This is a genomic window from Janthinobacterium sp. HH106 (assembly GCF_001758725.1).
In the GTDB taxonomy this organism is placed as follows: domain Bacteria; phylum Pseudomonadota; class Gammaproteobacteria; order Burkholderiales; family Burkholderiaceae_D; genus Janthinobacterium.
Genome location: NZ_LRIC01000048.1, coordinates 46,547 through 63,635 on the forward strand (window position 1 = coordinate 46,547; position 17,089 = coordinate 63,635).

The following is a 17,089-nucleotide window of genomic DNA, read 5'->3' on the forward strand; positions in this document are numbered from 1 at the left end:
AAGATGAATCACACGCCACAAGATTTGCGTACACAAACGCTGGAGCTGATTAACGCGGCTGGCAATGCGGGCAAGGCGGCAGCGCCTGTCGTGCAGCTGGTGCAGGCATGGCTCGACTCGCTCGACGCCGAAGACCTGGCCGACATCGCGCCCGGCAGCCTGGCGCCCGTGCTGGTCGACGGCTTCACGCAAGCGGCCAAGCGCACCGGCAGCGGCTGTCAAATCGCCACCCTGCGTTACGCGGATGGCCGTGGCGGCATGGCGAGCGCCTTGCTGATCCTGAACGAAGACATGCCTTACCTGGTCGACTCCATCGTCATGGCCATGCGCCGCCAGCACCTGGCCGTGCGCGGCGTGATGAACACCGTTCTGCCCGTGCGCCGCGCTCTTGATGGCAGCGTCGAAGCGGTGCGCCAGCCGGGCGATCCGCTCGAATCGTATGTGCTGGTGCTGCTCGACGAAGAGCTGGCGCCGCAAGCCCTGGCCGCGCTGGTCGCCGCCCTGGAGACGGTCGCGCGTGACGCTGCCGTCGTGCGCCGCGATGCCGCCGCCATGAGCGAGCGCCTGGCCGCCGTCGCCACGGCCGCAGCGCAGCATGGCGAAGAGGGCGCGGAAGTGGCCGCCTTCCTGGAATGGGCGCGCAGCGGCGGCTTTGAAGTGTTCGGCTACGCCTATTACCGCGTCAAGCCGGGCGTGCGCGAACTGGAACGCGACATCCCGAGCCGTGTCGGCGTGCTGCAGGATACGGCGCACCCGGTCTACGGCACCTGCCTGGCGAATATCCCCGGCGACTTCGACACCCTGGCCAAGCGCGACTCGGCGCTGTCCATCGTCAAGGCCGACGTGGCGGGCACTTTGCACCGCGACCAGCAGCTCGACTTCATCGGCGTGCGCGACATGGATGCGCAAGGCGCGATCCTGGGCGAGCATTGCTTCGTCGGCCTGTTCACCCGCGCCGGCAATTCCACCCCGCTGGCGGCGCTGCCATTTGCGCGCGGCCGCGTGGCCAAGGTACTGAGCCTGGCCGGCGTGCGCCAGCAAGGCTTCCGTGCCGAGAAATTCCGCGAAATCCTCGAATCCCTGCCGCGCACGGAAGCGCTGGAAGCGGACCTCGACTGGCTGGCGCAAGTGTGCGGTTCCGTCGTTTCGCTGTACAAGCAGCCGCGCACCAAGGTCTTCGCGCGCCGCGACGTGTACGCGCGCCACCTGAACGTGCTGGTCTACCTGCCGCGCGAGCGCTACAGCGCCAGCGTCGCATCGAGCCTGGCAAAAGCCCTGCAAGCCAGTTCCGGCGCCACGCACGTGAGCACGCAGACCCTGGTGGCCGACGGCCCGCTGGCGCGCGTCTACCTGATCGCCCACGCCGCGCGCTACCCGCTGGACCTGGAAACGGATATCGAACAGCCGCTGCTGGGCGTGCTCGATGGCTGGCATAACGGCTTTGCCGCCGTGGCCGACGCCGTGCCCGACGTGGCCCTGCGCACCAGCCTGCGCAAACTCTGCGCCACGTTACCGCTCGATTACGTGGCCGCCACCGCGCCGGCCGTCGCCTTCCGCGACCTCGACACCATCCTGCGCAATACCGATCCGGCGCACGTGGCGGTGCGCATCGAGACGGGCTTTGTGACCACGATTCGCCTGTACTCGGCCAACAAGGTGCCGCCGCTGTCGACCATCCTGCCGGCACTGCACAATGCGGGCGTGGCCATCGACCGCGAACAGGCGTATTCGGTTTCGCTGTCCGACGGCACGCGCTATTTCGTCACCAGCCTGACGGTCGATGCCGCCAGCGCGGCGAAACTGGCGCAGCCATCCGTCGTCGCCGTGGCGCAGGAACTGTTTGCCGCCCTGTTCAACGACACGGCCGAAGATGGCCGCCTGAATGGCCTCGTCATCGAAGGCGGCTTGTCGACGCGCGAAGTGCAGCTGGTGCGCGCCTACACCAGCTACTGGCGCCAGACGGGCAGCCGCTTCTCGGTGCGCTACATCGCCGAGAGCCTGCGCAAACAGCCGGCCCAGGTCAAAGCCCTGGTCGAAGCCTTCCTGCAGCGCTTCGACCCAGCGCTGTCCGATGCGCAGCACGCGGCCGCCCTGGAGGCAATCGCCGCCATCAAGGCGGGCCTGCCATCCGTGAACCATGCCGATACCGAGGAAATCCTCGGCGCGCTGGCCGACCTGATGGCAGCCACCCTGCGCAGCAGCTACTTCCAGAACAACCAACAAGGCGACAAGATCATCTTCAAGTTCGACACCAGCAGCCTGGCGCTGGTGCCGGAACCGCGTCCTTACCGCGAGATCTTTGTGTTCTCGCGCCGCTTCGAAGGCGTGCACCTGCGCGGCGGCCCTGTCGCCCGCGGCGGCTTGCGCTGGTCCGACCGCATGGAAGACTACCGCACCGAAGTCTTGGGCCTCGTCAAGGCCCAGATGGTCAAGAACGCCGTCATCGTGCCGGCCGGCGCGAAGGGCGGTTTTGTCTGCAAGATGATGCCGAAGGACGCCGTGCGGGAAACCATCGCGGCCGAAGGCGAAGCCGTCTACCGCCTGTTCATTTCCAGCCTGCTGGAAGTGACGGACAACCGTTCGCTGGGCAATATCGTCCCGCCGGTCGATACCGTCTGCTTCGACGATGCCGACCCGTACCTGGTGGTCGCTGCCGACAAGGGCACGGCCACGTTCTCGGACATTGCCAACGGCATCGCCGTGCAGCGCGGTTTCTGGCTCGGCGACGCGTTCGCCTCGGGCGGCTCGAACGGCTACGACCACAAGAAACTGGGCATCACGGCCAAGGGCGCATTCGAAGCCGTGAAGCGCCACTTCTATGAAATGGACCACGACCTGAACACCACCCCGATCACCATGGTCGGCGTGGGCGACATGTCGGGCGACGTGTTCGGCAACGGCGTATTGTTGTCGCGCCAGCTGAAACTGGTGGCCGCATTCGACCACCGTCATATCTTCCTCGACCCGACACCGGACGTCGCCGTCTCGTTCGAGGAACGCGCGCGCCTGTTCGCCTTGCCGCGCTCGTCGTGGGACGACTACAACAAGGACTTGATATCAAATGGCGGCGGCGTGTATCCGCGTTCCGCCCGCACGATCGAGCTGTCGCCGCAGATCCGCGCCGCGCTCGATATCACGGAGACCTCGCTGGCGCCGGAAGAACTGATGCACCGCATCCTGAAATCCCCGGTGGACCTGTTCTACAACGGCGGCATCGGTACCTACATCAAGGCATCGACCGAGACGCACGCACAGGTGAAGGACCGCGCGAATGACCATATCCGCGTCAATGGCAATGAGCTGCGCGTCAAAGTCGTGGCCGAAGGGGGGAATTTGGGCGCGACGCAAGCGGGCCGCATCGAGTTCGCGCTGGCGGGCGGACGCATCTTCACCGATGCGATCGACAATTCGGCCGGCGTCGATTGCTCGGACCATGAAGTGAACGTGAAAATCTGGCTGGACGTGGAAGTCAATGCGGGCAAGCTGACGGAAGCAGAACGCAACCGCGAGCTGTATGCGATGACGGACGACGTCGAGCGCCTGGTCTTGCGCGACAACACGCAGCAGACGCATTTGCTGGTGCGCGAATTGCAGGCGCAAGGCGAAAGCGCCGTGCAGGATGGCTATGCCGCCCTGATCGCCAGCCTGGAAGAAGAAGGCGCCCTGTCGCGCGAACTGGAGCAACTGCCGTCGGTGGCCGAACTGGCGCGTCGCAAGGCAGATGGCCGGGGCTTGACCACGCCGGAACTGGCGGTGGTGATCGCCAACGTGAAGAACCGTTTCAAGCGCATCCTGTCCGCCCTGCCGCTGACGGACGAAACGTGGGCCGAGCCGGTGCTCAAACCGTACTTCCCATCCTTGCTGGTGGCAACCCGTTCGGCGCTCGACCACCCGCTGGCCAACGCCATCCTGGCGACCGTGCTGGCCAATGAAGTGATCAACCGCTGCGGCCCGCTGATGATCCGCAACCTGGCGGCGGAACACGGCGTGGACGAGTCGGCCGTGATCCTGGCCTGGGGTCAGGCATGGGTGGCGCTGAACCTGGCGCCCGTGTTCGACGCGCTCGATGCGGATGCCCTGACGGTGCCGCGCGACGTGTCGATCAAGGTCGATGCGCAAACGCGCGTGCTGCAGCAAACGATGATCGCCGGCGTGCTGTCCGTGCCGGCCGAGCAGTTGCGCGGCGCGGGACTGGCCGAACTGACGCGTTTATTCGGCGCGGAATCGAAGCGCGAGCTGCTCAAAGCCGTCGGCATCAAGTCGGAAGCGGCGCTGGTGCCGGGCTTGACGCCGGCCTTCGTGCAGGCGTGGGATGCGGTCGATGCGCTGGACGTCGTTGCCGGCTTCCTGTTCCCGGCCCTGTCCGTGCCGCGTCCTGCCTCGATGGACCTGGCCGCGTTCCTGCAAGTGGGCCTTGCCCTGCGCAGCCAGGCGGGCATCGACACCTTGGAGCGTGGCCTGAAGCTGGCCGCGCAAGGCAAGTCGCAGGAACAGTTGCGCAACTATGCGCAGCAAGCCCTGCGCCGCACGCAACAGCGTCTGCTGACGCAGGTGCTGGCGCGCGCCGAGCAAGGCAATGCGGGCCAGGCCGTCGATGCGGTGACGGGCGCGCTGGGCCTGTCGGCCTATGTGGCGGCGACGGAACTGGAGCAAGCCATGCTGGACGTGTGGACCTTGTCGGAAGCCGTGAATAAAATCACGGCGAAAACCCCAGCGGAAGCGGCGGTGTAATGACGCAAGATGCAACACAGCTAGTAGAGGGCGCTGGCGGCTTGCCGCCAGCCGTGCAGGCGCTGGCGCAGGCCGATTTCAGCGGTGTGGCGCAGCTGTTCGCCAACGCCGGTTTCACGGTGGCCTTGCCGGCGCCCGGCATGCTGCAAGTGGTCAAGCCGCAAGCCGATAAGGGCCGCGCCAGCGTGGCCGTTTCTGTCGGCGTGCATGGCGACGAGACGGGACCGATCGAAGTGCTCGCGCATCTGCTCGACGCCCTGTCGCGCGATGCGTCGCAGCTGGCCGTCGATTTGCTCGTCTGCGTGGGCAATGTCGACGCGATCCGGGTCGGCAAGCGTTTCATCGACGCCGACCTCAATCGCATGTTTCGCCCCGTGCGGGGCAGCCTGGCGCAAGCGGCGGAAAGCGCGCGCGCCGATGAAATGATCGCCGCGACCAAAGCGTTCTTTGACGCGGCCGGTCCCGCGCGCTGGCACCTGGATTTGCACACGGCCATCCGGCCTTCCGTGTACCCCACGTTTGCCATCGTGCCGGACCTGGTGGCCGAAGACGCCAAGGCGCAGCTGATCGATTGGCTGGGCCAGGCGGCCATCGGCGCCATCATCATGAACCCGCAGTCTGCCGGCACCTACAGTTATTATTCGGCCGAGTATTGCGGCGCGGCCGCCAGCACGGTGGAGCTGGGCCGCGTGGGCACCCTGGGGCAGAACGATTTATCGCTGTTCGACGACGTGTCGCGGGCGCTGGACGGCCTGTTGCGCGGCCTGCCTGCGCAGCCCGTCAAGGCGCAACCGCACGTGTTCAAGGTGGCGCAGGAAATCATCAAGCACAGCGAGGAGTTCCGCATGGCCTTCGATCGCGGCACACAGAATTTCACCTCCCTGCCGCAGCACGCCGTGATCGCCAGCGATGGCGACCACGTCTACACGGTGCGGCACGCGGAAGAGCTGGTGGTGTTCCCGAACCCCGATGTGCGGGTGGGCTTGCGCGCCGGTTTGATGGTGGTGCGCGTGGCTTGATCGTCCAGTCCTCACACAGCATTTGGCGCCAGCCGGGGAAACCCGCCTGGCGCTTTTTTCATAAAAAATGCCGCACAGAAATAATTATCCATTAAGCAATTGATTGGTTTAAAATATTTACCCTTTGCAATTTTTTGGACCAATCATGTTGAAACGCCTGCTGACAGCCTTGCTGTGCCTGACCCTCTCCGGCCTCACGGCTGCCGCCCCTGCCGATGAGAAGGCGGCCGCACCGGAAATGACGGCCGAGCAATTCCTCGCCCAGCTGCACCTGCAGCGCGGCAAGATCACCTTGCCGGGCGGCATCGCCACCCTGGATTTGCCCGCCAATTTCCGTTATTTGTCGCCGACGGACGCCGAGCGCGTGCTGGTCGATGCCTGGGGCAATCCGCCGGGCATGGAATCGCTGGGCATGATCGTGCCTGCCAAGACCAGCGTGCTCGAGCGCGATAGCTGGGGCGTCATCGTCACGTATGAAAAGGAAGGGCACATCAAGGATGACGATGCGGACAGCATCAAATACGACGAATTGCTCAAGGATATGCAGGCGTCCGTGCTGGAAAACAATGCGGAGCGCAAGAAGCAGGGCTATCCCGGCATCCATTTGATGGGTTGGGCGGAAAAACCCAGCTATGCCAAGGATACGCACAAGCTGTACTGGGCCAAGGATTTGATGGTCGATGGCGGCGAGCACTCGCTGAACTACAACGTGCGCGTGCTGGGGCGCGAAGGCGTACTGAACCTGAACGCGATCGCCAGCATGCAGCAGATCGAAGCGATCAAGAAAGAGATGCAGCAAGTGACGGCGTTCACGGAATTTACCGACGGTAACCGCTACACGGATTTCGACAGCAAAACGGACAAGGTGGCGGAATACGGCCTGGCGGCGCTGGTGGCCGGTGGCGTGGCCAGCAAGCTGGGCCTGTTCGGCAAACTGCTGGCGCTGCTGCTGGCCTTCAAGAAAGTGCTGATCCTGGCTGTGGTCGGCGCCGGGGCGGCCATCGTCAAGTTCTTCGGCGGCAAGCGCAAGGACACGCCGCAGCCGCAGCCAGCACCGCAGCCGGAACCTGCGGAACAGCCCGCTCATGCGCCGGACGGCAAGGTGAATCTGGAAAAGTAGGATGAACTGAGCCGCTTGGTGCGCCGGCGCACATGCGCGCCCTGCCCGAAAACAGCGCCTCGGTTACACTGGCTCATCGTTCACTATCAGGAGTTCCCCATGTCCGTGTCCATGTATCAGGCAACCATCCCCGTCTTCATCCGCGGCTTGCGGGTCGTCTCGGCCCTGCTGGAAAAAGCGCAAGCCCATGTCGAGGAAGACGGCATCGTGCCCGAGATTTTGCTGGGTGCGCAGCTGGCGCCCGACATGCTGGACTTGACGGCGCAGGTGCAGCGCGCCAGCGATACGTCGAAGATGTCGGTCGAGCGCCTGAGCGGCGTGCCGGCGCCGAAGTTCGAGGATAATGAAGCGTCGTTCGAGCAGTTACAGGAACGCATCGCCAACACCATCGCTTATATCGACAGCGTCAATGCGGGCCAGATGGCGGGCAGCGCGCAGAAGGAAGTCGTGCTGAACTGGACAGACGAGGGGACAAAATTCTCGGGCGACGATTACCTGCTCAGCTTTGCCTTGCCGAATTTCTATTTCCACGTCTCCATGGTCCACGCCATCCTGCGCAACAATGGCGTGGCCGTGGGCAAGCTCGATTATCTTGGCCCGTACGACTGAGACTGATTATTGCTGTGGTTGCTGCTGAACCTGGTTTTGCACCGCATTGCCCAGCATGCCGCCGCCGATCACGCCGGCCACCGTCGCCAGCGCCTTGCCGCGGCCGCCACCGACCTGATTGCCGATCAAGCCGCCGATGACGGCGCCCGTGCCGATGCCCACGTAGTTCGGTTGTGCCGGCGCCGGCGCAGGCTGCTGCTGGCGGACCGGTTCGCGGTAGGCCGTCTCGCGGTAGCCGTCATTGTTGTCACGGTAGGCAGGACGGGCCTGGGCCACTTGCGTATGGTGCACGACGCGCTTGTGCACGACGGGTGCCGGAGCAGCTTGCGCCACCACGGGAGCGGCCACGGGCGCTGCCAGCGCAGCGGCGTTGGCCGGCGTCATGGCTGCCACGTCGGCAGGCACGGCTGGCACGTTCGCCCGCGAATTGGGCAGGATGCCGGCGATGGACGCCGCGCCCACCAGGCACAGGACCGTCACGGAAATGGCGGCGCCGGCCATCAAGGGGTGGATGCGGCTGGCGGTGGTCGTCGTGTTCATGTGTTCTCCTGGGTGTGGTATTGCGGGTGTTGTTGATGTGTCCAGATTAGCGGCCCCGCCTGCCCAAGGCTAGCCCTTGCGCTGTATCAAACGTAAGCAGGTGTAAGCCGCACTTTCCAAAGCACAGTAGAATCGGTGCTTCCCCTTTTCCGAAAGTCCGCCATGAGCCAGCTATTCACGCCGTTTGCATTGGGGCCGCTGCACGTGGCCAACCGCATTGCCATTGCGCCCATGTGCCAGTACTCGGCCGACAACGGCAACGCCACCGACTGGCACATGATCCACCTGGGCCATTTGGCCCTGTCCGGCGCGGGGCTGCTGATGACGGAAGCGACGGCTGTCTCGCCCGAGGGACGCATCTCGGCCGACGACCTGGGCCTGTGGTCGGACGCGAATCAAGCCGCGCTGGCCAAGGTGGTGCAAGCGATCCGCCGCCACTCCCCAATCCCGCTGGTGGTGCAGCTGGGCCATGCGGGACGCAAGGCATCGAGCCGTGCGCCGTGGCAGGGCGGCACCTGCGTGCATCTGGCCGACGGCGGCTGGCAAACGGTGGCGCCGTCGGCCATCGCCCACGCGCCGGGTGAAACGGTGCCGCTCGCCCTAGACGAGATGGGCTTGCTGCAAATTAAGGGAGCGTTTGTCGCCGCGGCCCAGCGCGTGCATGCGCTCGGCATCGAGGGCATCGAATTGCATGCGGCGCACGGCTATTTGCTGCACCAATTCCTGTCGCCCCTGTCCAACCAGCGCAGCGATGCGTATGGCGGCAGCCTGGACAATCGCATGCGCTTTCCGCTGGAAGTCTATGAAGCCGTGCGCGCCGCCGTGCCGGCCAGCATGGCCGTGGGCGTGCGCCTTTCCGCCACCGACTGGGTCGAGGGCGGATGGGAAATCGAACAAAGCGTGCGTTTCGCGCAGGAACTCAAGCAGTTGGGCGCCGATTTCATCCATGTCTCCAGCGGCGGCATTTCGCCGCAGCAGCAGATTCCCGTGGGACCCGGCTACCAGGTGGCGTTTGCCGAACGCATCAAGCGCGACAGCGGCTTGCCGACAATCAGCGTGGGTTTGATTACGGAAGCGCAGCAGGCCGAAGACATCATCGCCAATGGCCAGTCCGATATGGTGGCGCTGGCGCGCGCCATCCTGTTCGACCCCCGCTGGCCGTGGCACGCTGCGGCCCAGCTGGGCGCGCAAGTGTCGGCGCCGCCGCAGTACTGGCGTTCGCAGCCGCGTGAGTTCAAGAACCTGTTCGGCGACACGACTCTGGGCCAGCGCTAACGTGTCTCGTCTGCTACACTGACGCTTCTTTCCCATTTCTCCAGGACGCTTCGACATGCGCCATTGATACTGCCGTGCTGTGCACGGCCTCGCCCATCCCGCCAGCGCGCCATTGCGCCGCGCGGGTTCGCCAGCCTTGCTCAAGGAGTATCCATGCCCGCATTACTACAACTCGACCGTCTTTCCTTTGTGCTGCCCGATGGCCGCGCCTTGTTTTCCGATTTGCAATTTTCTTTTGCCCCGCAACGTATCGGCCTCGTCGGCGATAACGGCGTGGGCAAGAGCGTGCTCGCGCGCCTGCTGGCAGGCCGGGCGCAGCCGTCTTCTGGCGCCGTGCGCTGTGACGGCAGCGTGCATTACGTGGCGCAGGAGCTCGATCCGGAGCGCTATCGCACGGTGGCGGCGCTGGCCGGCATGGACGACTTGCTGGCCGCGCTGGCGCGCATCGCCGCCGGCAGCATCGACGAGGCCGACTATGCACTGGTGGGCGAACGCTGGGATGCCCAGGCCCGATTGCGCCAGGCGCTTGATGCGCTCGATTTGCGCCATGTCGATGCCGATACATCAACGGCCAGCCTGAGCGGCGGCGAACGCCAGCGCATCGCGCTGCAGGGCGCCTGGCTGTCGCAGGCGGACTGGCTGGTGCTCGATGAACCGAGCAACCACCTTGACACGCGGCAGCGCGCCCGCCTGGTGGCGCAGATGGCGCGCTGGCCGGGTGGCTTGCTGCTGATCAGCCATGACCGCGGCTTGCTCGAGCACGTCGATGCAATCGCCGAGCTGTCGCCGCAGGGCTTGCGCAGCTATGGCGGCAATTACGCGCTGTATGCGCAGCAGCGCGCGCTGGAACAGGCCGGTTTTGCTGCGGCCCTGCAGGCGGAAAAGGCTGGTGCCCGACGCGAACAGCGTGAAGCGCAACAGCACGCCGAGCGCCAGCAGCGCCGAGTCGGACGCGGCGAGAGGGAAGGGCGCGAAGGCAACCAGAGCAAGCTGCTGCTCGACGCGAAAAAGGAGAAAAGCCAGGATAGCCAGGGCAAGCTGCGCGTGCGAGCGCAAGAGGCGCAGCAGGCGCGCCAGCAGCGCGTGATGGATGCCAGCGCCCGCTGTGCGCCCGAGGCCGAACGGCTGCTGCTGGCGCCCGAGAGCGCCGTGCCGAACGGCAAGCTGATCCTGGAGCTGCGCGAGCTGGTCTTGCCGCATGGCCAGGCGCAGCCTGTGAACCTGGTCTTGAGCGGGCCGCGCCGCCTGGCCGTGACGGGCGACAATGGCAGCGGCAAGTCGACCCTGCTGCGCGTGATCGCCGGACAACTGGCGCCCGCCAGCGGCGAGCCGCGCTGCTATGCGCAGGTGGCCTGGCTGGACCAGCATGCTGGGCTGCAAGACGGCGAGTGCAGCGCCGTGCAACGCTTGCAGGCACGCAACAGTATCTTGCCGGAAGGCGAGCTGCGCACGCGGCTGGCGCTGCTGGGCATTGCCGGCGCGCGCGCCACCATGCCCAGCCGTTTGCTCAGCGGCGGCGAGCGCATGAAGGTGGCGCTGGCGGCCGAGCTGTATGCGCAGGCGCCGCCGCAACTGCTGCTGCTCGACGAACCGGACAATCATCTGGACCTGGCCAGCCTGCAGGCGCTGGAGCAGATGCTGCTGCAATACCAGGGGGCGTTACTTGTGGTTTCGCACGACCAGGCATTTTTGGAGGCAATAAATCTTGACCCCGAGGGCTTGACATTGCACAAGTGACAATTTAATGAAAAAAGTCACGCTCGATGCCTGTAGAGCATGCTTCATGAACCGATGCTGAATTTTGTTTGATTGTCGGTATAATCCACTGAATAACCGGGCCTATTTGTGAACTAAAACTGCTGGTTCACCAATATGATGACGTTTAATCTGGCACTGTTGTCGGTCACTACCGCGCTGCCAGGGCGTCATCCTGCGTGCCCTGCCGTGCATGAATTTTGGTTTCGCTTATATTGTTTTCTTGGAGAAATAGCATGTCGTTTTACGAAAAAATCAAAGCCCTCAACATTGAATTGCCAGTCGTCGCCGCCCCAGCTGCCGCCTACGTGATGCATGCCCGCACGGGCAACACCGTCTTCCTGTCCGGCCACCTGGCCAAGAAGGATGGCAAGGTCTGGGTTGGCCAACTGGGCAAGGACGTCACCACGGAAGAAGGCAAGATCGCTGCGCGCGGCATCGCCATCGAACTGATCGCCACCCTGCAAGATGCATGCGGCGGCGACTTGAACAAGGTCAAGCGCATCGTCAAGGTCATGAGCCTGGTCAATTCCACCTCCGAATTCACGGAACAGCACCTGGTGACCAATGGCGCCTCGGAACTGTTCGTCGAAGTCTTCGGCGATAGCGGCAAGCACGCCCGCTCCGCCTTTGGCGTGGCGCAAATCCCGCTGGGTGCTTGCGTCGAGATCGAGCTGATCGCCGAACTGGCCTGACGCAGTAGCCTGAACACATGAGCATGCCGGCGATTGCCGCCGGCTAGCCCTTTCCTCCTTTCCAGCAAGAGCGGAACCGCCATTGGGGTGGAGGGATCGGTGTATTCAAGAAAAAAACGGAGACACGTAATGAAAACGAGTGAACAAGGCTTGCACCGCGGCCTGGGCGAGCGGCAAATCCGCCTGATGGCGCTGGGCGCCGCGATTGGCGTGGGCCTGTTTTTGGGTTCCGGCAACGCCATCAAGATGGCCGGTCCCGGCATCATGCTGTCGTACATCATCGGTGGCGCGGTCATCTTCATGATCATGCGCGCGCTGGGCGAAATGGCCGTGCACAACCCGGTTGCCGGTTCCTTCAGCCGCTATGCCCAGGATTACCTGGGCCCCCTGCAAGGCTATCTGACGGGCTGGAACTACTGGTTCCTGTGGCTGGTCACGTGTGTGGCGGAAATTACCGCCGTCGCCATTTACATGGGCATCTGGTTCCCCGACGTGCCGCGCTGGATCTGGGCCCTGGCGGCCCTCGGTTCCATGGGCGCCATCAACCTGCTGGCCGTGAAAGCCTACGGCGAGTTCGAATTCTGGTTCGCCCTGATCAAGGTCGTCACCATCATCCTGATGATTGTCGGCGGCACGGGCATGATCGTCTTCGGTCTCGGCAACGGCGGCGTGGCCATCGGCATCTCGAACCTGTGGACGCATGGCGGCTTCTTCCCGAATGGCGCGCAAGGCGTGCTGATGTCCTTGCAGATGGTGATGTTTGCCTACCTGGGCGTGGAAATGATCGGCCTGACGGCCGGCGAAGCGGCGAACCCGAAGAAATCGATTCCCGACGCCATCAATTCCGTGTTCTGGCGCATCCTGATTTTCTATGTCGGCGCGCTGTTCGTCATCCTGTCGATCTACCCATGGAATGAAATCGGCACCACCGGCAGTCCCTTCGTCATGACGTTCGAACGCCTGGGCATCAAGACGGCCGCCGGCATCATCAACTTCGTCGTGCTGACGGCAGCCTTGTCGTCGTGCAATGGCGGTATCTTCAGCACGGGCCGCATGCTGTACAACCTGGCGCTGCAAGGCCAGGCCCCGAAGGCGTTTGCGGAAACGACGGCCAGCGGCGTGCCGCGCCGCGCCATCCTCGTGTCCGTCGTGGCGCTGTTGCTGGGCGTGCTGTTGAACTACATGGTGCCGGAAAAAGTGTTTATCTGGGTCACCTCGATCTCGACCTTCGGCGCCGTCTGGACCTGGGGCGTGATCCTGGTCACGCAGATCCAGTTCCGCAAGACCTTGACGCCGCTGGAAATCAAGAACCTGGCCTTCCGCATGCCGTTCGCGCCGTATGGTTCCTGGATTTCGCTCGCGTTCCTGGCGCTGGTGATCGGCCTGATGGCGTATTTCCCCGATACGCGCATCGCCCTGATGGTGGGACCGGCCTGGCTGATCCTGCTGACGGTGCTGTACTACGCGCTGGGCCTGGCGCCCAAGGACAAGCGCGATGACGTGCCGCAAGGCTACGAAGCGGGTTGGCCAGCGGCCGATGCGCCACACATCAAGAAGTAAGCCAGCGTCGTTGAGCTGAGCCAGAAGCGCGCCCCTGCACCCGCAGCGGCGCGCTTTTTATTTCATATTGACAATCCCAGGCCCCGCTAGCGTCCATGCGCGTTTCGCGGCGCACGCCTGGCGTTGTTTCCTTACATCAAAGTTCTGTTTAGCTGAGCCGGTGAAAGCCCTATAATCGCTTAGTTTTGAAAATGGACGCGATCTTTCCGGTTTTTTGCCAGGTAGGGCCGGAGCGCTATTTGTTTTTACCCGTCGTACGAAAATACGTATGCCTCATAAAGGAAGTCTAGTGAGCCAAACCCTGGTCCAGAAACTCTGCCGCACCAAGCCGATCGATACCACGGTCGAATATGGTGAAGGCCTCAGCAGCAGCGGCTTGAGCCGCTCCATCGGCCTGTTTTCCCTCACCATGATCGGCGTCGGCGCCACCATCGGCACGGGCATCTTCTTTACCATGGTCGAAGCCGTGCCCAAGGCGGGCCCCTCGGTCGTCCTGTCCTTCCTGATCGCCGCCATCACGGCTGGCTTGACGGCCTTGTGCTATGCGGAATTGTCGTTCCGCATCCCCGCCTCCGGCTCCTCGTATTCGTTTGCCTACGCCACCGTGGGTGAGTTTCTTGCCTTCATCATGGCCGCCTGTCTGCTGCTCGAATACGGCTTGGCGGGCAGTGCCGTGGCCATCGGCTGGTCGTCCTACCTGAATAACTTCCTGGAAAACGCGTTTGGCTGGCATATTCCCGAGATGCTGCGCACGCCGATGATCGTTTCCGGCCCGCATGGCATGGAGTTCCACTCCGGCCACATCAACCTGCCGCCCATCTTTTTGATCTGCATGTGCGGCTTTTTGCTGCTGCGCGGCGCCAAGGAATCGGCCCTGATGAACGCCATCATGGTCATCATCAAGCTGTCCATCCTCGTGTTCTTCATTGCCATTGCCTTTTCCGGTTTTAATGCAGACAACTTCGTACCGTTCTTTAATACCGACAATAGCAAGGGCTTTGCCGGCATGACGGGCGTCACCGCTGCGGCCGGCACCGTCTTCTTCTCCTTCATCGGCCTCGATACGGTGGCGACGGCGGGCGATGAAGTGAAAGATCCCAAGCGCAATGTGCCACGCGGCATCCTGTATGGCTTGCTGATCGTTACCGTGTTTTATTTGCTGGTGGCCGTGGCCGCCCTCGGTGCGCAACAGGCGAAATTGTTCGAAGGCCAGGAAGCGGGCCTGGCGGTGATCCTGCAAAACGTCACGGGCAAGACCTGGCCCGCGCTGGTGCTGTCGGCCGGTGCCGTCATTTCCGTCTTCAGCGTGACCCTGGTGACGATCTACGGCCAGACGCGCATCCTGTTTGCCGTCAGCCGCGACGGCCTGATCCCGAAATCGTTCCAGAAGATCCATCCGCGCACCCTGGTACCGGTCAGCAATACCATCATCGTCTGCCTGGTGGTGGCTCTGGTGGCGGGTTCCGTCGATGCGACTTACCTGTGGGACATGGTCAGCATCGGCACCCTGACGGCCTTCATGGTGGTCTCGATCGCCGTGCCCGTGCTGCGCCACAAGCAGGGCGCCAACCGTATCGAAGGCTTCAGCGTGCCGTTCGGGCCGTACGTGATTCCTGGCCTGAGCATTATGGCTTGCCTGTACATCATGCGTGATTTGCCGCATACGACGTTTGTCGTGTTCAGCGTGTGGATGGCGGTCACGGTGGCCATTTACTTCTTGTACAGCATGCGGCATTCGCACCTGGGCAGGAAGACCCGCTAATGCAGTCTGTTCCATCCAAAACCGCCGCGCTTGCCGGCGGTTTTTTTTATTTCTAACCGGAATTTACATGATGAAAATAACTGATCTGGCCGCCTGCGGCTTGCTGGCAAGCAGCTTTCTGGGAACCACGGCGCAAGCCGCGCCTGCCAGCGGGCCGGCATTGCGCGATTACCGCGCCGTGGCCCTGTCGGCCAATGGCCAGCGCATTGCCGCCATCGAGTCGAGCAAGGTGGGTGAACAGCCGCAGCGTCCGAACGCGGCCATCGTCGTGCGCGACGCCGCCAACGGCGCCATCGTGCAGCAATTCGACCCGTGCGCCGTGTGTTCCTATGACAAGCCCAGCTGGTCGCCCGATGGCAGGCAACTGGCCTTTGTCGGCTACGACGCCAAGGCGGGCACGGCGCAGCTGTACCTGGCCACGATGACGCAGGCACAGGCGCGCGTGTTGACGAGTATCAAAGGTGTGGCCAGCACGGCGCGCTGGTCGCCGGACGGCAAGCAGCTGGCGCTGCTGGCCACGGTGGGCGCGCGCAAGCTGGCCGGCGCCGTGGAGGCGGGCGCGCGGCAGGTGGGCGAGGTGGGCAGCGAAGATGATGCCCAGCGCATCGCCATCGTGCCGGCCAGCGGCGGCGAACCGCGCCTGCTGTCACCCGCCGACACCTATGTGTATGAATACAACTGGACGCCTGATGGCCGCGGCTTTGTTGCCACCAGCGCGCAGGGCAATGGCGACAGCAACTGGTGGGTTGCCAAACTCAGCCATATTGACGGGGACACGGGAGCCCTGCGCGTGATCGCGTCGCCGGCCATGCAGCTGAACCTGCCGTCGGTCTCGCCGGACGGCAAGACGGTGGCCTTCATCGGCGGCCTGATGAGCGATTTCGGCTCCATCGGCGGCGATATTTATACCGTGCCGCTGGCCGGCGGCACGCCGCGCAATCTCACGCCCGATTACCGCGGCACCTTCAATGGCGTCGTCTGGCGCGGCGCCGGCTTGCTGGCGACGGCCCTGATCGATTCGGAGCTGGCGCTGGTGCCCGTCGATGCGCAAACGGGGCCGGCCCAGCCCGTGCTGCTCGGTGAACTGAGCAGTGGCGGCAGCGATGGCCGTCTGTCCTTCAGCGCCGATGGCTCGCAAGCGGCTGCCGCGCAGGAAGACTTTACCCATGCCAGCTACCTGGTGGCGGGGCCGGTGGGCCAGCTGAAAAAGATCACGCGCGACAATGACGGCTTTGCGCCGCAGTTGACGGTGCAGAACGTGGGCTGGAACAACGAGCAATACAAGGTGCAAGGCTGGCTGCTGGGGCCGTTGAAGACGGACGCAGGCAAGCGCTACCCGATGATCGTCAACGTGCATGGCGGGCCCGGCGCGGCCGCCTCGCCCCGTTACGTGGCGGCGAGCACCCTGATCCACGAATTGACGCAAAAAGGCTATTTCGTCTTCCTGCCCAATCCGCGCGGCAGCTTTGGCCAGGGCCAGGCTTTTACACGCGCCAACATGGCGGACTTTGGCGGCGGCGACTGGCGCGACATTCTCACCGGCATCGATGCCGCGCAAAAAGTGGCGCCCGTCGACGGCCAGCGCCTGGGCCTGATCGGCCACTCGTATGGCGGCTTCATGACCATGTGGGGCGTCACGCACAGCGATCGCTTCAAGGCGGCCGTGGCGGGGGCGGGCGTGTCGAACTGGATCAGTTATTACGGCCAGAACGGCATCAACCAGTGGATGATCCCGTTCTTCGGCGCTTCCGCCTATGACAACCCGGCCGTGTATCGCAATTCTTCGCCCATCGAATCGATCAAGGCGGCGAAGACGCCGACCTTGATTTACGTGGGCGAGCGCGACGTGGAAACGCCGGCCGCCCAGTCGCTGGAATTCTGGCACGGCTTGCGGGCCATGGGCGTGCCGTCCAGCCTGTTCATCTACGACGGCGAAGGCCATTCCTTCCGCAAGCCCGAGCACCAGCGCGATTTGCAGCAGCGCACCATCGGCTGGTTTGAGCGGTACTTGAAGTAAGTCGCG

11 protein-coding genes are annotated in these 17,089 nt (G+C 64.0%); 10 read left to right on the forward strand and 1 reads right to left on the reverse strand.

The genetic code is table 11. The annotated features are described in order from the left end of the window. Positions 1 to 3: 3 nt before the first annotated feature. From JAB8_RS17750 to JAB8_RS17765, 4 genes are all read left to right on the forward strand, one after another. Entirely contained in the window at positions 4 to 4,731 is a 4,728-nt protein-coding gene (locus JAB8_RS17750; protein WP_070290817.1) for an NAD-glutamate dehydrogenase domain-containing protein, read from the forward strand. Further along, positions 4,731 to 5,750: a succinylglutamate desuccinylase gene (locus JAB8_RS17755; protein WP_083287795.1), complete on the forward strand. Its 1,020-nt coding sequence runs from the start codon at positions 4,731 to 4,733 to the stop codon at positions 5,748 to 5,750. The genes JAB8_RS17750 and JAB8_RS17755 overlap by 1 nt, the downstream gene beginning before the upstream one ends. Positions 5,751 to 5,895: 145 nt before the next feature. After that, positions 5,896 to 6,870, forward strand: a complete 975-nt coding sequence (locus JAB8_RS17760; RefSeq protein WP_070290818.1) for a DUF2167 domain-containing protein — start codon at positions 5,896 to 5,898, stop codon at positions 6,868 to 6,870. Positions 6,871 to 6,969: 99 nt separating this feature from the next. Continuing rightward, entirely contained in the window at positions 6,970 to 7,479 is a 510-nt protein-coding gene (locus JAB8_RS17765) for a DUF1993 domain-containing protein (RefSeq protein ID WP_046684523.1), read from the forward strand. Between the two features lie 6 nt (positions 7,480 to 7,485). On the opposite strand, the gene JAB8_RS17770 is transcribed toward JAB8_RS17765, so the two are convergent. Further along, positions 7,486 to 8,019, reverse strand: a complete 534-nt coding sequence (locus JAB8_RS17770; protein WP_070290819.1) for a glycine zipper 2TM domain-containing protein — start codon at positions 8,017 to 8,019, stop codon at positions 7,486 to 7,488. Positions 8,020 to 8,181: 162 nt separating this feature from the next. On the opposite strand from JAB8_RS17770, the gene JAB8_RS17775 reads away from it, so the two are divergent. From JAB8_RS17775 to JAB8_RS17800, 6 genes are all read left to right on the forward strand, one after another. Beyond that, positions 8,182 to 9,294 carry an NADH:flavin oxidoreductase/NADH oxidase gene (locus tag JAB8_RS17775; protein ID WP_070290820.1) on the forward strand — a complete coding sequence of 371 codons (1,113 nt, stop codon included), beginning with the start codon at positions 8,182 to 8,184 and terminating at the stop codon, positions 9,292 to 9,294. Positions 9,295 to 9,447: 153 nt separating this feature from the next. Continuing rightward, entirely contained in the window at positions 9,448 to 11,031 is a 1,584-nt protein-coding gene (locus JAB8_RS17780; RefSeq protein ID WP_070290821.1) for an ATP-binding cassette domain-containing protein, read from the forward strand. 254 nt (positions 11,032 to 11,285) lie between these two features. Further along, positions 11,286 to 11,744, forward strand: coding sequence for a RidA family protein (locus JAB8_RS17785; protein ID WP_058048365.1), 459 nt, complete (start codon positions 11,286 to 11,288; stop codon positions 11,742 to 11,744). Between the two features lie 129 nt (positions 11,745 to 11,873). Continuing rightward, on the forward strand, positions 11,874 to 13,304 hold the full coding sequence (locus tag JAB8_RS17790) for an amino acid permease (protein WP_070220650.1): 1,431 nt from the start codon (positions 11,874 to 11,876) through the stop codon (positions 13,302 to 13,304). Positions 13,305 to 13,593: 289 nt separating this feature from the next. Beyond that, on the forward strand, positions 13,594 to 15,066 hold the full coding sequence (locus JAB8_RS17795) for an amino acid permease (protein WP_083287796.1): 1,473 nt from the start codon (positions 13,594 to 13,596) through the stop codon (positions 15,064 to 15,066). 67 nt (positions 15,067 to 15,133) lie between these two features. Beyond that, positions 15,134 to 17,083, forward strand: a complete 1,950-nt coding sequence (locus tag JAB8_RS17800; RefSeq protein WP_254679540.1) for a S9 family peptidase — start codon at positions 15,134 to 15,136, stop codon at positions 17,081 to 17,083. The last annotated feature ends 6 nt before the right edge of the window (positions 17,084 to 17,089 follow it).

What these genes read in the sequence shown, in the direction of transcription:
- JAB8_RS17750 (WP_070290817.1), top strand. Translation starts at nt 4, where the DNA reads ATGAATCACACGCCACAAGATTTGCGTACACAAACGCTGGAGCTGATT.
- JAB8_RS17755 (WP_083287795.1), top strand. Translation starts at nt 4,731, where the DNA reads ATGACGCAAGATGCAACACAGCTAGTAGAGGGCGCTGGCGGCTTGCCG.
- JAB8_RS17760 (WP_070290818.1), top strand. Translation starts at nt 5,896, where the DNA reads ATGTTGAAACGCCTGCTGACAGCCTTGCTGTGCCTGACCCTCTCCGGC.
- JAB8_RS17765 (WP_046684523.1), top strand. Translation starts at nt 6,970, where the DNA reads ATGTCCGTGTCCATGTATCAGGCAACCATCCCCGTCTTCATCCGCGGC.
- JAB8_RS17770 (WP_070290819.1), bottom strand. Translation starts at nt 8,019, where the DNA reads ATGAACACGACGACCACCGCCAGCCGCATCCACCCCTTGATGGCCGGC.
- JAB8_RS17775 (WP_070290820.1), top strand. Translation starts at nt 8,182, where the DNA reads ATGAGCCAGCTATTCACGCCGTTTGCATTGGGGCCGCTGCACGTGGCC.
- JAB8_RS17780 (WP_070290821.1), top strand. Translation starts at nt 9,448, where the DNA reads ATGCCCGCATTACTACAACTCGACCGTCTTTCCTTTGTGCTGCCCGAT.
- JAB8_RS17785 (WP_058048365.1), top strand. Translation starts at nt 11,286, where the DNA reads ATGTCGTTTTACGAAAAAATCAAAGCCCTCAACATTGAATTGCCAGTC.
- JAB8_RS17790 (WP_070220650.1), top strand. Translation starts at nt 11,874, where the DNA reads ATGAAAACGAGTGAACAAGGCTTGCACCGCGGCCTGGGCGAGCGGCAA.
- JAB8_RS17800 (WP_254679540.1), top strand. Translation starts at nt 15,134, where the DNA reads ATGATGAAAATAACTGATCTGGCCGCCTGCGGCTTGCTGGCAAGCAGC.